Source organism: Streptomyces sp. NPDC041129 (assembly GCF_055592265.1).
This window is the reverse complement of the sequence record NZ_JBVIYV010000003.1, coordinates 306,687-320,821: the sequence shown is the minus strand read 5'-3', so window position 1 is coordinate 320,821 and position 14,135 is coordinate 306,687. Positions and strand designations below refer to the sequence as shown.

At 73.6% G+C, this 14,135-nt stretch carries 15 protein-coding genes; 7 read left to right on the top strand and 8 right to left on the bottom strand.

The genetic code is table 11. From position 1 onward, the window contains the following. Positions 1–11 precede the first annotated feature (11 nt). Positions 12–791 carry a DeoR/GlpR family DNA-binding transcription regulator gene (locus ACZ6B1_RS14265; protein WP_468778060.1) on the top strand — a complete coding sequence of 260 codons (780 nt, stop codon included), beginning with the start codon at positions 12–14 and terminating at the stop codon, positions 789–791. Positions 792–864: 73 nt separating this feature from the next. On the opposite strand, the gene ACZ6B1_RS14260 is transcribed toward ACZ6B1_RS14265, so the two are convergent. Beyond that, positions 865–1,260, bottom strand: a complete 396-nt coding sequence (locus ACZ6B1_RS14260) for a luciferase domain-containing protein (RefSeq protein ID WP_468778058.1) — start codon at positions 1,258–1,260, stop codon at positions 865–867. Between the two features lie 411 nt (positions 1,261–1,671). Here ACZ6B1_RS14260 and ACZ6B1_RS14255 point away from each other — a divergent pair, with 411 nt between their 5' ends. Beyond that, on the top strand, positions 1,672–2,838 hold the full coding sequence (locus ACZ6B1_RS14255) for an MFS transporter (protein ID WP_468778056.1): 1,167 nt from the start codon (positions 1,672–1,674) through the stop codon (positions 2,836–2,838). An 85-nt stretch (positions 2,839–2,923) separates the two neighbouring features. After that, on the top strand, positions 2,924–3,664 hold the full coding sequence (locus ACZ6B1_RS14250; protein ID WP_468778053.1) for a maleylpyruvate isomerase family mycothiol-dependent enzyme: 741 nt from the start codon (positions 2,924–2,926) through the stop codon (positions 3,662–3,664). Positions 3,665–3,671: 7 nt separating this feature from the next. Here ACZ6B1_RS14250 and ACZ6B1_RS14245 read toward each other — a convergent pair whose 3' ends face one another. After that, positions 3,672–4,070 carry a MarR family winged helix-turn-helix transcriptional regulator gene (locus ACZ6B1_RS14245; protein ID WP_468778051.1) on the bottom strand — a complete coding sequence of 133 codons (399 nt, stop codon included), beginning with the start codon at positions 4,068–4,070 and terminating at the stop codon, positions 3,672–3,674. Between the two features lie 84 nt (positions 4,071–4,154). Here ACZ6B1_RS14245 and ACZ6B1_RS14240 point away from each other — a divergent pair, with 84 nt between their 5' ends. Beyond that, a complete protein-coding gene (locus ACZ6B1_RS14240) occupies positions 4,155–5,636 on the top strand; it encodes an MFS transporter (RefSeq protein ID WP_468778049.1) in 1,482 nt (493 codons plus the stop codon). Positions 5,637–5,773: 137 nt separating this feature from the next. Here ACZ6B1_RS14240 and ACZ6B1_RS14235 read toward each other — a convergent pair whose 3' ends face one another. The 3 genes from ACZ6B1_RS14235 to ACZ6B1_RS14225 form a co-directional block, all read right to left on the bottom strand. Next, positions 5,774–6,439 carry a response regulator transcription factor gene (locus tag ACZ6B1_RS14235; protein ID WP_468778047.1) on the bottom strand — a complete coding sequence of 222 codons (666 nt, stop codon included), beginning with the start codon at positions 6,437–6,439 and terminating at the stop codon, positions 5,774–5,776. Continuing rightward, a complete protein-coding gene (locus ACZ6B1_RS14230; RefSeq protein WP_468778045.1) occupies positions 6,436–7,656 on the bottom strand; it encodes a sensor histidine kinase in 1,221 nt (406 codons plus the stop codon). The genes ACZ6B1_RS14235 and ACZ6B1_RS14230 overlap by 4 nt, the downstream gene beginning before the upstream one ends. A gap of 236 nt (positions 7,657–7,892) precedes the next feature. After that, positions 7,893–8,588, bottom strand: coding sequence for a TetR/AcrR family transcriptional regulator (locus ACZ6B1_RS14225; protein ID WP_468778043.1), 696 nt, complete (start codon positions 8,586–8,588; stop codon positions 7,893–7,895). A gap of 146 nt (positions 8,589–8,734) precedes the next feature. Here ACZ6B1_RS14225 and ACZ6B1_RS14220 point away from each other — a divergent pair, with 146 nt between their 5' ends. After that, on the top strand, positions 8,735–9,193 hold the full coding sequence (locus ACZ6B1_RS14220) for a nitroreductase/quinone reductase family protein (protein WP_468778042.1): 459 nt from the start codon (positions 8,735–8,737) through the stop codon (positions 9,191–9,193). Here ACZ6B1_RS14220 and ACZ6B1_RS14215 read toward each other — a convergent pair. Beyond that, positions 9,183–10,436 carry a geranylgeranyl reductase family protein gene (locus ACZ6B1_RS14215; protein WP_468778040.1) on the bottom strand — a complete coding sequence of 418 codons (1,254 nt, stop codon included), beginning with the start codon at positions 10,434–10,436 and terminating at the stop codon, positions 9,183–9,185. The genes ACZ6B1_RS14220 and ACZ6B1_RS14215 overlap by 11 nt on opposite strands. Positions 10,437–10,568: 132 nt before the next feature. Between ACZ6B1_RS14215 and ACZ6B1_RS14210 the strand changes: the two genes are divergently transcribed. Beyond that, a complete protein-coding gene (locus ACZ6B1_RS14210; protein WP_468778037.1) occupies positions 10,569–11,924 on the top strand; it encodes a M20/M25/M40 family metallo-hydrolase in 1,356 nt (451 codons plus the stop codon). A 62-nt stretch (positions 11,925–11,986) separates the two neighbouring features. Further along, positions 11,987–12,703 (top strand): MBL fold metallo-hydrolase, encoded by a 717-nt coding sequence (locus tag ACZ6B1_RS14205; protein WP_468778035.1) that lies wholly within the window; start codon positions 11,987–11,989, stop codon positions 12,701–12,703. 30 nt (positions 12,704–12,733) lie between these two features. On the opposite strand, the gene ACZ6B1_RS14200 is transcribed toward ACZ6B1_RS14205, so the two are convergent. Both ACZ6B1_RS14200 and ACZ6B1_RS14195 read right to left on the bottom strand, forming a co-directional pair. Further along, positions 12,734–13,789 carry an NUDIX hydrolase gene (locus tag ACZ6B1_RS14200; protein ID WP_468778033.1) on the bottom strand — a complete coding sequence of 352 codons (1,056 nt, stop codon included), beginning with the start codon at positions 13,787–13,789 and terminating at the stop codon, positions 12,734–12,736. A gap of 141 nt (positions 13,790–13,930) precedes the next feature. Further along, positions 13,931–14,122 (bottom strand): hypothetical protein, encoded by a 192-nt coding sequence (locus tag ACZ6B1_RS14195; protein ID WP_468778031.1) that lies wholly within the window; start codon positions 14,120–14,122, stop codon positions 13,931–13,933. Between the last annotated feature and the right edge of the window lie 13 nt (positions 14,123–14,135).

Below are 14,135 nucleotides of genomic sequence, written 5' to 3'. Positions count from 1 at the left end.
GGAGGCCGCGGATGTCCCGGGACGCCCGCTGGAAGGCGCTGCTGGAACTGCTCGTGGAGCGCGGCCGTCTGGAGGTCGAGGAGGCGGCGGCCGAGCTGGAGGTGTCGGCGGCCACGATCCGCCGGGACCTCGACCAGCTCGCCGAGCAGCAGATGCTGGTGCGCACCCGGGGCGGGGCGGTGGTGCACGGGGTGTCGTACGAGCTGCCGTTGCGCTACAAGACGGCCCGCCGCGCCTCCGAGAAACAGCGGATCGCCAAGGCGGTGGCGGAGCTCGTGGCGCCGGGCGAGGCGGTGGGGCTGACCGGCGGCACGACCACCACCGAAGTGGCCCGCGCGCTCGCGGTGCGCGGCGACCTGGGCACCGGCTCACCCGCCCTGACCGTCGTCACCAACGCGCTGAACATCGCTAACGAGCTGGCGGTGCGGCCCCAGTTCAAGATCGTGGTCACCGGCGGGGTCGCGCGTCCGCAGTCGTACGAGCTCATCGGCCCGCTCGCGGACGGGGTGCTGGGCCAGATCACGCTGGACGTGGCGGTGCTCGGCGTGGTCGCGTTCGACGTCACGCACGGCGCGGCGGCGCACGACGAGGCGGAGGCGGCGATCAACCGGCTGCTGTGCGAACGCGCCGAGCGGGTGGTCGTGGCCGCCGACTCCAGCAAGCTGGGCCGACGCGCCTTCGCCCGGATCTGCGCGGCGGAGCAGGTGGACACGCTCGTGACGGACACGGCGGTCGCCCAGGACACCGTGCACCGCTTCGAGGAGGCGGGAATCCGGGTCCTGGCGGTGTGACGCCCGGCGCGGGGCGCGCCGGACCGATCGCCGGATCCTGCGTCGCCGGCGCGGTCCGGCCGGCGGCCTGGGCTCAGTAGCCGCTGCGGTCGGCCTTCACGAATCCGGCGCCACGCTGGTCGTTGCAGCCGGACACCGCCCGCCCCTCCGGATCCGGCCAGGACTGCCGGGCCTGCAGCGCCACGCTCACCAGGGTCAGCAGCAGATCGACGTCGCTGGCCGCGTCGAGCCGGAGGGTGACCCACGGGGAGCCCGGCACGATGCGGACCGCGCCCGAGGCCTTCAGATCCTTGGCGAACCGCCGGATGGCCCGGTCGGTCAGCCGCAGGTCGACGTCCCGGTCGGAGTGGAAGTGGACGATCTCACCCTCGGCCGAGTCGACCGCCTCTCCCGTGCCACAGCTCGGGACGGCTCGTCTCAGGTCCGGCCAGGTCGCCAGTTGCGCGAGCGCGCGCGAGGCCAACGTCATGAGGCCATCATGACTTGCTCACCCCTCGGCAACCAGCCGGTGCGCAAGCATTAACCCACCTGTATCCGCTCCGGTTTCCGGGACCCGGATGCCCGTGCGGACGTGTGATGCCCCTCAACTCGGCCCCCAGCGCCCGGGCGAGATGCACCCATTTCCGCAAGTCCGCGCTCTTCAGGGGGACTTCGCGGGAGCCGCCCGGCCCACCGGGCCGTGCGGCCTCCGGCCCACGCCGGGCGCGAGGGCGCGCGCACCACGCCAGGGGCGGCATCGCCGGTCCGGGACCACGGCCAAGGCCGCCACCGGCCCCGCCCGGCACATGCCCGAGGCAACCGTCGGCTCTTGCATCGGCCGGGCGGACGCCTTTAGCCTGACTTTGTGCCGCAAATAAACAAAACCCGAACGCACAGCGTCGTGCCGGGTCACGGGCTCACGCGTCTCCGCGCCGCGATCACGGCCTTCTTCGCCCTGGACGGCTTCATCTTCGCCGGGTGGGTCGTCCGCATCCCCGACATCAAGGAACAGACGCACGCCTCCGCCAGCACCCTCGGGCTCGCCCTGCTCGGGGTCTCCGCGGGCGCCGTCCTCACCATGACCATGACCGGCCGACTGTGCCGGCGCCACGGCAGCCACCCGGTGACCCTCGTGTGCATGACCGTCCTCGCCCTGAGCGTCGCGCTGCCGCCGCTCACCCACTCGGCGCCGGCGCTGGGCGCCGTCCTGCTGCTCTTCGGGGCGGCCTACGGCGGGGTCAACGTGGCTTTCAACAGCGCCGCCGTCGACCTGGTGGCCGCTCTGCGCAGACCGGTCATGCCCAGTTTCCACGCGGCCTTCAGCCTCGGCGGGATGGTCGGCGCGGGCCTCGGCGGACTGGTGGCCGGCGCCCTCTCCCCCACCCGGCACCTGCTCGGCATCACTCTGCTCGGACTGCTGGTCACCGCGGTCGCCGGACGCACCCTGCTGCGGCACGAGGCACCCGTTCCGCCGGAGCGCGGGAACCCGGAGCCCGGGAGCGGTGCGCGGCGACCGGACGGCAGGACCCGCGTCCTGGTCGTCGTCTTCGGCCTGATCGCCCTGTGCACCGCCTACGGCGAGGGCGCCATGGCCGACTGGGGCGCCCTGCACCTCCAGCAGGACCTCGCGGCCTCCGCCGGTACGGCTGCCGCCGGCTACTCGCTCTTCGCGCTCGCCATGACCATCGGGCGCCTGACCGGGACGGCCCTGCTGGAACGCCTCGGGCGGGGCCGCACCGTGGTCGCCGGTGGCACCACCGCGGCCGCCGGCATGCTGGTCGGCTCGCTCGCGCCCTCCGTGTGGGCGGCACTGGTCGGCTTCGCCGTCACCGGACTCGGCCTCGCCAACCTCTTCCCGGTCGCGGTGGAACGGGCCGGCGCGCTGGCCGGGCCGTCCGGTGTCGCCGTCGCCTCCACCCTGGGCTACGGCGGCATGCTCCTCGGGCCGCCCGCGATCGGTTTCATGGCCGACTGGTTCTCCCTGCCCACCGCGCTCACCAGCGTGGCCGCCCTGGCCGCCGTCGCCGCGGTCATCGGGGCGGCGACACGGCGCAGGCCGAGCGGCTGAGACCGGCGGCGCCGGGCGGGCGCCGGGCACGCGGGCCGGGAAAACCGGTCTCCTCGAGCGCGCTCCATCGGGCAGACTCGCCGCCATGGAGACTGCCGAGTTCCTTCATGCGCTGGACCGGGAAGGCCGGCTGCTGGCCGCGGCCGCCGAGCTGGCGGGCACGGACGCCAAGGTGCCGACGTGCCCGCGGTGGCAGGTGCGGGACCTGCTGCGGCACACGGGGGCCGTGCACCGGTGGGCCGCCGCGATCGTCGCCGAGGGGCACACCACCCCGCGTCCGCTGCCCGACGGCCCGGACCTGGACGGGGCCGAGCTGGTGGCCTGGTACCGGGACAGCCACCGCCGGCTGGTCGAGACGCTGGCCGGCGCCCCGGCCGGCCTGGACTGCTGGACCTTCCACCCGGCGCCCTGCCCGTCGCCGCTGACGTTCTGGACCCGCCGGCAGGCCCACGAGACGGCCGTCCACCGCTACGACGCGGAGGCGGCGCGCGGCGGGCCGGCGTCCCAGGTGGCCGCCGGATTCGCCGCGGACGGTGTCGACGAGCTGCTGCGCGGCTTCCACGCCCGGGCGCGGAGCCGGGTCCGCACCGAGCGGCCGCGTGTGCTGCGGGTGCGCGCGGTGGACGCGGGCACGGACGCCGTGTGGACCGTACGGCTGTCCGGCCAGCCGCCGGTCACCTCACGGGACGCGGACGGAGAGGCGGACGCCGAGCTGACCGGAACGGCCGAGCAGTTGTACCTGGCGCTGTGGAACCGGGCGCCGGCGCCGGACGTGACGGGCGACCGCGCGCTCGCGGCGCTGTGGCGGGAGACCTCCGGGATCTGACGTCTCGTCAGCCGGACTCGGCCAGCATGCGGCCGAGCACCGCGCGCTGCACCGGCCGCACCTCGTCGTGCAGCGCGCGCCCCTTCGCGGTGAGGGCCACGCGGACCCCGCGCCGGTCCTCCTCGCACATGGCCCGGCACACCAGGCCGTCCTTCTCCAGGCGGCCTATCAGGCGGGACAGCGCGCTCTGGCTGAGATGGACCCGCTCGGAGATCTCCTGCACGCGGTAGGCGCAGCCGCCGTCCACCGCCGCGCCCTCGGCGAGCACGTCGAGCACCTCGAAGTCACTGGCGCACAGGCCGTGTCCGTGCAGGGCCCGGTCCAGCTCGCACTGGGTGCGCGCATGCAGGGACAGGATGTCCCGCCACTGCTCCACGAGCGCGTGCTCGGCGTTCTTCCCCGTCATGGGCGCACCGTAGCAGAGAATCGCGATTGTTGCATCGTAATTAAATGCGCTTGCATTCGATGCGCGTGCATGTAGTCTCGCCGCATGACCTCTCCGCTCACCACCCCCGCCACCGAGGGACGCTGGACTCCCCGGCTGTGGGGCACCCTGCTGGTGCTGTGCGCCGCGATGTTCCTGGACGCGCTCGACGTGTCCATGGTCGGCGTCGCACTGCCGTCCATCGGCGCCGATCTCCATCTGTCCACGTCGACGCTGCAATGGATCGTCAGCGGCTACATCCTGGGGTACGGCGGGCTGCTCCTGCTCGGCGGCCGCACCGCCGACCTGCTGGGCCGGCGCCGGGTGTTCCTGGTGGCCCTCGGCGTCTTCGCGCTGGCCTCGCTGCTCGGCGGCCTCGTGGACTCCGGCCCGCTGCTGATCGCCAGCCGCTTCGTCAAGGGGCTGAGCGCGGCGTTCACGGCCCCGGCGGGCCTGTCGATCATCACCACGACCTTCCCCGAGGGGCCGCTGCGCAACCGCGCGCTCTCCATCTACACCACCTGCGCCGCCACCGGGTTCTCCATGGGCCTGGTCCTCTCCGGTCTGCTCACCGAGGCCAGTTGGCGCCTCACCATGCTGCTGCCCGCGCCGGTCGCGGTGGTCGCCCTCCTCGCCGGCCTCCGCCTGCTGCCCCGCAGCGCCCGCGAGGAGAACCACGGCGGCTACGACATCCCGGGCGCCGTCCTCGGCACCGCGTCGATGCTGCTGCTGGTCTTCACCGTGGTCCAGGCACCGGAGGCCGGCTGGGCCTCGGCCCGAACGCTGCTGTCCTTCCTGGCGGTCGCCGTCCTGCTGTCCGCGTTCGTGCTCGTCGAGCGGCGCTCGCCGAGCCCGCTGATCCGGCTCGGTGTGCTGCGCTCGGGCAGCCAGATCCGGGCCCAGCTCGGCGCGGTGGCCTTCTTCGGCTCCTACGTGGGATTCCAGTTCCTGACGACCCTCTACATGCAGTCACTGCTCGGCTGGTCGGCGCTGCACACCGCGCTCGCCTTCCTGCCGGCGGGCGCGCTGGTGGCGATCTCCTCGACGAAGGTCGGCGCGATCGTCGACAGGTTCGGCACGCAGCGGCTGATCGCGACCGGCTTCGCCCTGATGGTGGCCGGGTACGCGCTGTTCCTGCGCGTCGACCTGGACCCGGTGTACGCGGCCGTGATCCTGCCGTCGATGCTGCTGATCGGCGCGGCCTGCGCGCTGGTCTTCCCCTCGCTCAACATCCAGGCCACCAACGGGGTCGAGGACCACGAACAGGGCATGGTCTCCGGGCTGCTGAACACCTCGGTGCAGGTGGGCGGCGCGATCTTCCTGGCGGTCGTGACGGCCGTGGTGACCGCGGCCGCGCCCGCCGCCGCCACCCCGCAGGGCGTCCTGGACAGCTACCGGCCGGGCTTCGTGGTGGTCACCGGCATCGCCCTGGCCGGGCTGCTGATGACGCTCACCGGAGTGCGCGGCCGCCGGAGCCTGCCGTCGATCGTCGTCGCCCGGTCCACCGTGGAGGAGGCGCGAGCGGAACGCGTAGCGGTCCGCGACTAGGGTCTCTCGTTCGGATCAGGCCGGATCAGCCCGGCATGATCCGACCGAAAGACCCGGGGGGAACGCCTCCAGGCGTGCGCCCGGCGGGAGTCGTCTCCCGCCGGGCGCACGCCGCCTGTGTTCCGGGGGCTGGGCCCTCAGCCCAGCCAGCCCGGCCGGACCAGCCCCGACTCATAGGCGAGGACGACGAGTTGGGCGCGGTCACGGGCGCCCAGTTTCACCATGGTGCGGCTCACATGGGTCTTGGCCGTGAGCGGGCTGACCACCAGCCGGCGGGCGATCTCGTCGTTGGACAGGCCGATGCCGACCAGCGCCATCACCTCCCGTTCCCGTTCGGTGAGCCGGGCGAGGCCGTCGGCGGCCGCGGGCTCCTTGGAGCGGGCCGCGAACTCGGCGATGAGACGGCGGGTGACACCCGGGGAGAGCAGCGCGTCGCCCTCGACCACCGCCCGCACCGCGCGCAGCAGTTCGTCCGGCTCGGTGTCCTTCACCAGGAACCCGGAGGCGCCCGAGCGGATCGCCTCGAAGACGTACTCGTCCAGTTCGAAGGTGGTGAGCATGACCACCTTCACCTCGGTCAGGTCCGTGTCCCCGGTGATGCGCCGGGTCGCGGCGAGCCCGTCCAGGAGGGGCATGCGGATGTCCATCAGCACGACGTCGGGCCGCAGTTCGCGCACCCGGTGCAGGGTCTCCTCGCCGTCCGCCGCCTCGCCGGCCACCTCGATGTCCGGTTGTGCGTCGAGCAGCGCCCTGAAACCGGCCCGCACGAGCGACTGGTCGTCGGCGAGCACTACCCGGATCACTGGTCCTCCCCGGTGTGCGACGGCAGTACGGCGAGCACCCGGAATCCGCCGTCGGGGCGGGTGCCCGCCTCGATGGTGCCACCGAGCGCGGCCGCCCTCTCCCGCATGCCGGCCAGCCCGTTGCCGCTGCCGCCGGCGTCGGCTCCGGTCGGCGGCCCGTCGTCGTCGACCCACAGCCGCAGTGCGCCGCCGTCGTGCTCGAACCGCACCCGGGCCCGCCGGGAGCCGGAGTGCCGTACGACGTTGGTCAGGGCCTCCTGCACGATACGGAAGGCCGCGAGGTCGGCACCGGGCGGCAGTCGCGGCGGCTCGCCCTCGATCTCGACGCTCAGGCCCGCGGCCGCCGCCTGTTCGGCCAGTTCCGGAAGCCGGTCGAGACCCGGGGCGGGGGCGCGCGGGGCGGCGCCCGGGGCCCTCAGGGTGTCGAGGACCTGGCGCACCTCGCCGAGCGCCTCCTTGCTGGCCGCCTTGATGGTGGTGAGCGCGGCGCGGGCCTGCTCGGGATCACTGTCCAGCAGCGCGAGGCCGGCCCCGGCCTGGACGTTGATGACGGAGATGCTGTGCGCGAGCACGTCGTGCAGTTCGCGGGCGATCCGCAGCCGCTCCGCGTCCGCGCGCCGCTGGACGGCCTGGGCGCGCTCCGCGCGTTCGCGTGCCCACTGCTCGCGCCGCACCCGCGCCAGTTCGCACACCGCGGCGACGGCCAGCACCCAGGTGGCGACGACGATCTCCTGGCCCACGCCCCCCACACCGTCGCCCGCGGGCGGCAGCCGGCGGTAGAGCCAGAGCGTGATCAGCGCGTGCCCCGCCCACAGCAGGCCGAGGGCCGCCCAGGCGGCCCGCCGGTGCCCGGCGGCGACGGCGCTGAAACAGCCGACCACGACGGTCAGGAGAATGGGGCCGTAGGGGTAGCCGGCGCCGGTGTAGAGCAGGACCGCCGCGGCCGTGCCGAAGGCGACGGCCACCGGACGGCGCTGCCGCCACAGCAGCAGGACCGAGGCCACGAGCAGCAGCACGCGCGCGTACCCGTCCAGCGGTACGCGCTGCGGCTGTCCGTGCGCGCCGAAGTTCGTGCCGACGAGGACGAAGACGGTGATCAGGGCGGTCGAGCGCCACGGCAGGCGGGCCCGGTGCGGCTCCGGATCCCCGGACCGGCCCCACCACGCGGGCCCGTACCGCCACCAGTGCGAGGGACCGGGTCCGCGCTGCTCTTCCATGCCCGCCACGCTAGACGCCCATCACGCCCGAAGCCGTCAGCCGGACGTGGCGGTCAGGCGTACTCCCCCGGGAGTACGCCTGACCGCCGACCGGGCGCCCGGGGGGCAGCCCTGCGGGCCGCCGGGCTCGACCCGGCGGCCCGCACGAACGAGTCGGAAGCCCTCGCGAGCCGCGCCACCGCACGCCCGCGCCGGACGGGGCGCAGCCCGCGAGGCCGCCGGTGCGCCTGCGCCTATCAAGGACCGACGGTCAGGCCCACGCTTGCGGCGAGTCGCGTCACCGCGTGGCGGAAGAAGGCTTCGCGGTCCTCGACCACCCGGTTGAACTGCCCGAACACCTCGAAGCCGACCAGACCGAAGAGTTCGGCCCAGGCCGCCACCAGGGCAGCCGCCGCCTCGGCGGGCAGGCCGGGCGCGAGGTCGGCCGCCAGCCGCTCGGCCTCGGGGCGCAGTTCGGCGGTCAGGGGCAGCCCGGTGAGGCCGCTGGTGTCGTGCGCGTCGCGGACGATGCCGATGAGGAGCAGCCCGACGCGCGCGGCGGCCGGAACAGTGGTCTGCGGGGCCGAGTACCCGGGCACCGGCGAGCCGTAGATCAGCGCGTACTCGTGCGGACGGGCGAGGGCCCACCCGCGCACCGCCTCGCACACCGCCGTCCAGCGCCGCACGGGGTCAGCGCCGGGCACCGCCGCGTGTGCGGCCTCGGCCGCCTCGCCGAGGGAGTCGTAGGCGTCGATGATCAGCGCGGTCAGCAGGTCGTCCCGGCTGGGGAAGTACCGGTACAGCGCGGAGGACACCATCCCCAGTTCGCGGGCGACGGCCCGCAGCGAGAGCCTGGCCGCTCCCTCTTCCGCGAGCTGTCTGCGCGCCGCGTCCTTGATGGCCGCGGTCACTTCGATCCTGGCTCGCGCTCGGGCGCCCTGTGCGGTGCTCATGGCAGCAGTGTGCCACGAAGGCGGAGCAGTGCACACAAACGAGATCGCCGAACAAAAAAGAGAGCACTGCTCTTGCTGTGGAGCACCCGTCTGCTCCACACTGGAGTCGACCGAGAGCACCGCTCTCCCGAACCGTGGGGGTCACCATGTCGTCGTCTTCTTCGCCGTACTACCTCAAGGGCAGCCCGCTGAACGTCCGGCTCAACGGGATCATCGGCTGGCTCGCACGGCACGGGGTCAGCCTCGCCGGGAGCGCCGAGATGTCCGTGCGCGGCCGCAAGAGCGGCCAGATGCAGCGCATCCCGGTCAACCCGCACAGCTACGAGGGCGCGCGGTACCTCGTCTCGGCGCGCGGCCACTCCCAGTGGGTGCGCAACATGCGGGTCGCCGGCGGCGGTGAGCTGCGGGTGGGCCGCAAGGTGCGCGCGTTCACCGCGGTGGAGCTCCCCGACGACGAGAAGCTCCCGATCCTGCGGACCTACCTGGAGAAGTGGGGCTGGGAGGTCAACCAGTACTTCCAGGGGGTGACCGCCGAGTCCTCCGACGAGGAGATCCTCGCGGCGGCCGGCGACCACCCCGTCTTCCGGATCACCGTCACGGGGTGACGGTGTCCTCCTCGGCCACGGCGGCGGCCGTGCCCCGGCTCCGGTCGAACGCGGTCAGGGCGCGCTGGGCGAGCGGATGGGAGCGAACCAGCTCACCCAGGGACGTCGAGCCCTGCGTGATCTCCTTGAACGCCTTCCACGCGGGACGGAAGCCGGTGAGGACCGCGTGGAAGACGCCGGGACGGCGCTCGAACGCGGCCAGCATCCGCTTGCCCACGCTCATCTCGATGCCGAGCCCCGCCTTGATCGCGAACGCGTAGTTCAGCGCCTGGCGACGGGTGTCCACGGCGTCGTGCGCCTCGGCGATCCGGACCGCCCACTCCCCGGCCAGCCGGCCCGAGCGCAGCGCGAAGGAGATGCCCTCCCGGGTCCACGGCTCCAGCAGCCCCGCCGCGTCACCACAGACCAGCACCCGGCCGCGGGACAGCGGCGAGTCGTCGGCGCGGCAGCGCGTGAGGTGCCCGGAGGAGATGCTCGGTTCGAAGCCGGCCAGCCCGAGCCGGGCGATGAAGTCCTCCAGGTACCGCTTGGTGGCGGCGCCCTCGCCGCGCGCCGAGATCACACCGACCGTCAGCGTGTCGCCCTTGGGGAAGACCCAGCCGTAACTGCCCGGCATGGGGCCCCAGTCGATGAGCACCCGGCCCTTCCAGTCCTCGGCGACCGTCTCCGGGACCGGGATCTCCGCCTCCAGGCCGAGGTCGACCTGGTCCAGCTTCACGCCGACGTGCGCGCCTATGCGGCTGGCGCTGCCGTCGGCGCCGACGACCGCGCGGGCCAGCACGGTCTCCCCGCCCTGCAGCACCACGGCGACGGTGCGCCGGTCGGGCACGGTCGAGCCGTGCTGCTCGACCCGCTGGACGGCGACGCCGGTGCGCAGCTCGGCGCCCGCCTTCTGCGCGTGCTCGACCAGTTGCGCGTCGAACTCGGGCCGGTTGATCAGCCCGAACAGCATCTGCCGGGAGCGGCGGGTGCGGGTGAAGCGGCCGTTGTGGGAGAAGGTCACCGCGTGCACGCGGTCCTTGAACGGCAGCTCGAAGCCGGGCGGCAGCGCGTCCCGGGACGGGCCGATGATGCCGCCGCCGCACGTCTTGTAGCGCGGCAGCTCGGCTTTCTCCAGCAACAGCACGCGCCGCCCCGCGACCGCCGCCGCGTAGGCCGCCGAGGCCCCCGCGGGTCCCGCGCCCACCACGACGACGTCCCATACCCGCTGCACGTCGTCCGCCGAAGAGTTCTCGCCGCTCACGATGGTCTACTGCTCCGATCAAGCCGCTGCCGCACCTGTCCCCCGCATCCTACGGCGACGATCACGACGGACCGCTGTGGGAGGATCGGTGTACTCACCCGGTACAACGTCGCACCCACGAGGAGCGTGCCCATGTCGTCGAATCCGGTCGCCGAGACCGTCGCCTCGCTGCTGCCCAGGGCCAAGGCGGAGCTGGCCGAACTGGTCGCCTTCAAGTCGGTGGCCGACTTCGCGCAGTTCCCGAGGAGTGAGAGCGAGGGCGCCGCGAACTGGGTCGCGGACGCGCTGCGCGCCGAGGGATTCGTGGACGTGGCGCTGCTGGACACCCCGGACGGGACCCAGTCGGTGTACGGCTTCCTGCCGGGCCCGAAGGGTGCAAAAACGGTTCTGCTCTACGCCCACTACGACGTCCAGCCGCCGCTGGACGAGGCCGGCTGGACCACCCCGCCGTTCGAGCTGACCGAGCGGGACGGCCGCTGGTACGGCCGTGGCAGCGCCGACTGCAAGGGCGGTGTGATCATGCACCTGCTCGCGCTGCGCGCGCTCAAGGCCAACGGCGGCGTCCCGGTGAACGTCAAGGTGATCGTCGAGGGTTCGGAGGAGCAGGGCACGGGCGGCCTGGAGCGGTACGCCGAGCAGCACCCCGAACTGCTGCGCGCGGACACGATCGTGATCGGCGACGCCGGCAACTTCCGGGTCGGCCTGCCCACGGTCACCACCACCCTGCGGGGCATGACCCTGCTCCGGGTCCAGGTCGACACCCTCGCCGGCAACCTGCACTCGGGCCAGTTCGGCGGTGCCGCCCCGGACGCGCTCGGCGCCCTGATCCGGGTCCTGGACTCGCTGCGTGCCGAGGACGGCTCGACCACGGTCGACGGGCTCGACTCCGGCGCTCGGTGGGACGGCCTCGAGTACACCGAGGAGCAGTTCCGCAAGGACGCCAGGGTGCTGGACGGCGTCGGCCTGATCGGTGACGGCTCGGTGGCTGACCGCATCTGGGCCCGCCCCGCGGTCACCGTCCTCGGCATCGACTGCCCGCCGGTCGTGGGCGCCACCCCGTCGGTGCAGGCCGGCGCCCGGGCGCTGATCAGCCTGCGGGTGCCGCCGGGCGTGGACGCGGCCGAGGCGACCAAGCTGCTGCAGGCGCACATCGAGGCGCACACCCCGTGGGGCGCCCGGGTCAGCACCGAGCAGATCGGCCAGGGCCAGGCCTTCCGCGCCGACACCTCCAGCCCGGCCTACCAGGCGATGGCCGACGCGATGGCCGTCGCCTACCCGGGCGAGACGATGAGCTACGCCGGCCAGGGCGGCTCCATCCCGCTGTGCAACACCCTCGCCGGCCTCTACCCGCAGGCGGAGATCCTGCTGATCGGCCTGAGCGAGCCCGAGGCCCAGATCCACGCCGTCAACGAGAGCGTGTCCCCCGAGGAGCTGGAGCGGCTGTCGGTCGCCGAGGCACTGTTCCTGACCAACTACGCGGCGGGCTGAACCCTTCTGCCCGGAGCAGAGCGCCCTCGCCACCGGGCGGGGGCGCCGCCTACGTTCGGCGGATGGACGTGCTCGAACTGCTCCCCCGCCTGCATCTGCTGCGCTTCCCGGTCGGCCAGGCCTATCTCTGGCGCGACGGCGACGAGCTGTCGCTGATCGACGCGGGGGTGATCGGTTCGGGCCGCGCGATCGCCGCTGCCATCACGGCGCTGGGCCGCACCCCCGGGGACGTGCGGCGGATCGTGCTGACCCACTTCCACCCGGACCACGCGGGCGGGGCGGGTGAGTTCGCCGCGCTGAGCGGTGCCGAGGTGCTCGCGCACGAGCTGGACGCGCCGTTCGTGCTCGGTGAACGCCCGGGTCCGCCCCCGCGGTTCGAGGACTGGGAGCTGCCCGTCCACGCGGAGGCGGCACGGCACCTGCCGGAGGGCGAGCCGGAGCGGCCCCGGCACGTCACGCCGTTGTCCGACGGCGCGGTGCTCGGCTTCGGCGGCGGCGCGCGGGTGCTCCATGTCCCCGGGCACACGGACGGCAGCATCGCCCTGTTCGTCCCCGACGAGGGTGTGCTGTTCACGGGCGACACGGTGGCCGCCTCGCCGGTCGACGGATCGGTCATGCCGGGCGTGTTCAACCTCGACCGCCCTCAGCTGATGCGGTCCCTGCACCGGTTGGCCGCGCTCGATGCCGAACTGGCCTGCTTCGGGCACGGTGAACCGGTGCAGGGCGATGCGTCGGCCGCCCTGAGGAGAGCGGCCGACGGCGGGCCGTCCACCGGCTGACGGCAAGGGCGGCAGGGCGGCGAGGAGCCGTCAGGCCGCCCGGCCCACGACCGGTACGCCGGCCTCCAGATACAGGGCGGCGCCCCGCTCCCGGGCCCTGAGTGCCCAGCGCAGCCGCTCGTAGCGCACCGGCGGCAGCATGCCCGCGGCCTCCTGCTCGGTCGCGAAGCGCCAGCCGCGCAGCTCCGGTCCGGGCAGCAGCACCCGCGCCGCCTCGGCGGAGTCCAGCGTGCCCCCGTCGAAGAGCAGGCGCAGTCCGCCGTAGCCGGGCGGCGCCGGCCGTTCCCAGTCCACGACCAGCAGCCGGGGCACCTCCCGCAGCCTTATCCCGGTCTCCTCGGCCACCTCGCGCATCCCGGCCCGGGCGGGAGCCTCACCACGCTCGACCACACCGCCGGGGAACTCCCAGCCGGGCTTGTAGGTGGGGTCGACGAGCAGCACCCGGTCCTGCTCGTCGAAGAGCAGCACACCGGCGGCGAGGGTCTCGGCGGTGGGCTCCGGGGTCTGCACGATGTCGACGGGCCGTGCGGCACCGCTGCCCACGGCGTCGGCGATGCGGACGGCGGTCTCGTACGGGGTGAGGCCGCTGGAGTCCACGAGGTGGGCGTCCGCGGTGAGCCAGGAGGCGAGGGCGGCACGGTAGGGCTCTAGGTGGTCGTACGCCCACTGCCGCTGCCGTATCTCGCCGTCCGGCGGGTCCGGCGGGAACCCGCGTCCGGCGATGCGCTCCCGCAGGATCGTTTCGGCCGGGGTGAGCAGCAGATGCCGTACGGGGATCCGGCGGGCGGCGAGACCGCCGAAGATCTCGTCGCGGTACTCCTGGCGCAGCAGGGTCATGGGAACGACGAGCGTGCCGCCCAGCTCCGCCAGCATCGCGGCCGCCGTGTCGATCACGAGCCGGCGCCAGATCGGCAGGTCCTGGAAGTCGCCGACCTCGGCGAGGCGTTTGGGCGGCAGCAGGTGCGGGAGTGCCGCGCCGATGACCTCGGGGTCGAAGAGCGTGCTGTTCGGGATCAGTTCGATCAGTTCCCGTGCGGTCGTGGTCTTCCCCGCACCGAACGCGCCGTTGATCCAGACGACGGTCACGGACTCCCCCTCTTCTGTTGGCCCCCTGTGGCTTGCCCGCTCCACCCTGCCACGGAAACCACGTCCAGTTGAGGGCGCGCATACGCCAGTGCCGGTGCCGCCCGTGAGGGTGACACCGGCACTTTCACCGGGGACCAGGGTCTACTTGTCGCCCCGGGCGTTCTCCGCCACGGCGAGGGTCGCCTCGCTGACCAGGTGGTCGACGTCGCCGAGCGTGTTGGAGAGCTTGAGGTCGCGGACGGGCCTCTGGTCCGCCGCGTGGGACGGGGTGACGGCGGCCACGACGAATCCGGTGGCGAGGGAGGCGATGGCCAGCATGCTGCGCTTCTTCATGCCCTGATCAACT

What these genes read in the sequence shown, in the direction of transcription:
- ACZ6B1_RS14265 (WP_468778060.1), top strand. Translation starts at nt 12, where the DNA reads ATGTCCCGGGACGCCCGCTGGAAGGCGCTGCTGGAACTGCTCGTGGAG.
- ACZ6B1_RS14260 (WP_468778058.1), bottom strand. Translation starts at nt 1,260, where the DNA reads ATGACGTTGGCCTCGCGCGCGCTCGCGCAACTGGCGACCTGGCCGGAC.
- ACZ6B1_RS14250 (WP_468778053.1), top strand. Translation starts at nt 2,924, where the DNA reads ATGGAGACTGCCGAGTTCCTTCATGCGCTGGACCGGGAAGGCCGGCTG.
- ACZ6B1_RS14245 (WP_468778051.1), bottom strand. Translation starts at nt 4,070, where the DNA reads ATGACGGGGAAGAACGCCGAGCACGCGCTCGTGGAGCAGTGGCGGGAC.
- ACZ6B1_RS14240 (WP_468778049.1), top strand. Translation starts at nt 4,155, where the DNA reads ATGACCTCTCCGCTCACCACCCCCGCCACCGAGGGACGCTGGACTCCC.
- ACZ6B1_RS14230 (WP_468778045.1), bottom strand. Translation starts at nt 7,656, where the DNA reads ATGGAAGAGCAGCGCGGACCCGGTCCCTCGCACTGGTGGCGGTACGGG.
- ACZ6B1_RS14225 (WP_468778043.1), bottom strand. Translation starts at nt 8,588, where the DNA reads ATGAGCACCGCACAGGGCGCCCGAGCGCGAGCCAGGATCGAAGTGACC.
- ACZ6B1_RS14220 (WP_468778042.1), top strand. Translation starts at nt 8,735, where the DNA reads ATGTCGTCGTCTTCTTCGCCGTACTACCTCAAGGGCAGCCCGCTGAAC.
- ACZ6B1_RS14210 (WP_468778037.1), top strand. Translation starts at nt 10,569, where the DNA reads ATGTCGTCGAATCCGGTCGCCGAGACCGTCGCCTCGCTGCTGCCCAGG.
- ACZ6B1_RS14205 (WP_468778035.1), top strand. Translation starts at nt 11,987, where the DNA reads ATGGACGTGCTCGAACTGCTCCCCCGCCTGCATCTGCTGCGCTTCCCG.
- ACZ6B1_RS14195 (WP_468778031.1), bottom strand. Translation starts at nt 14,122, where the DNA reads ATGAAGAAGCGCAGCATGCTGGCCATCGCCTCCCTCGCCACCGGATTC.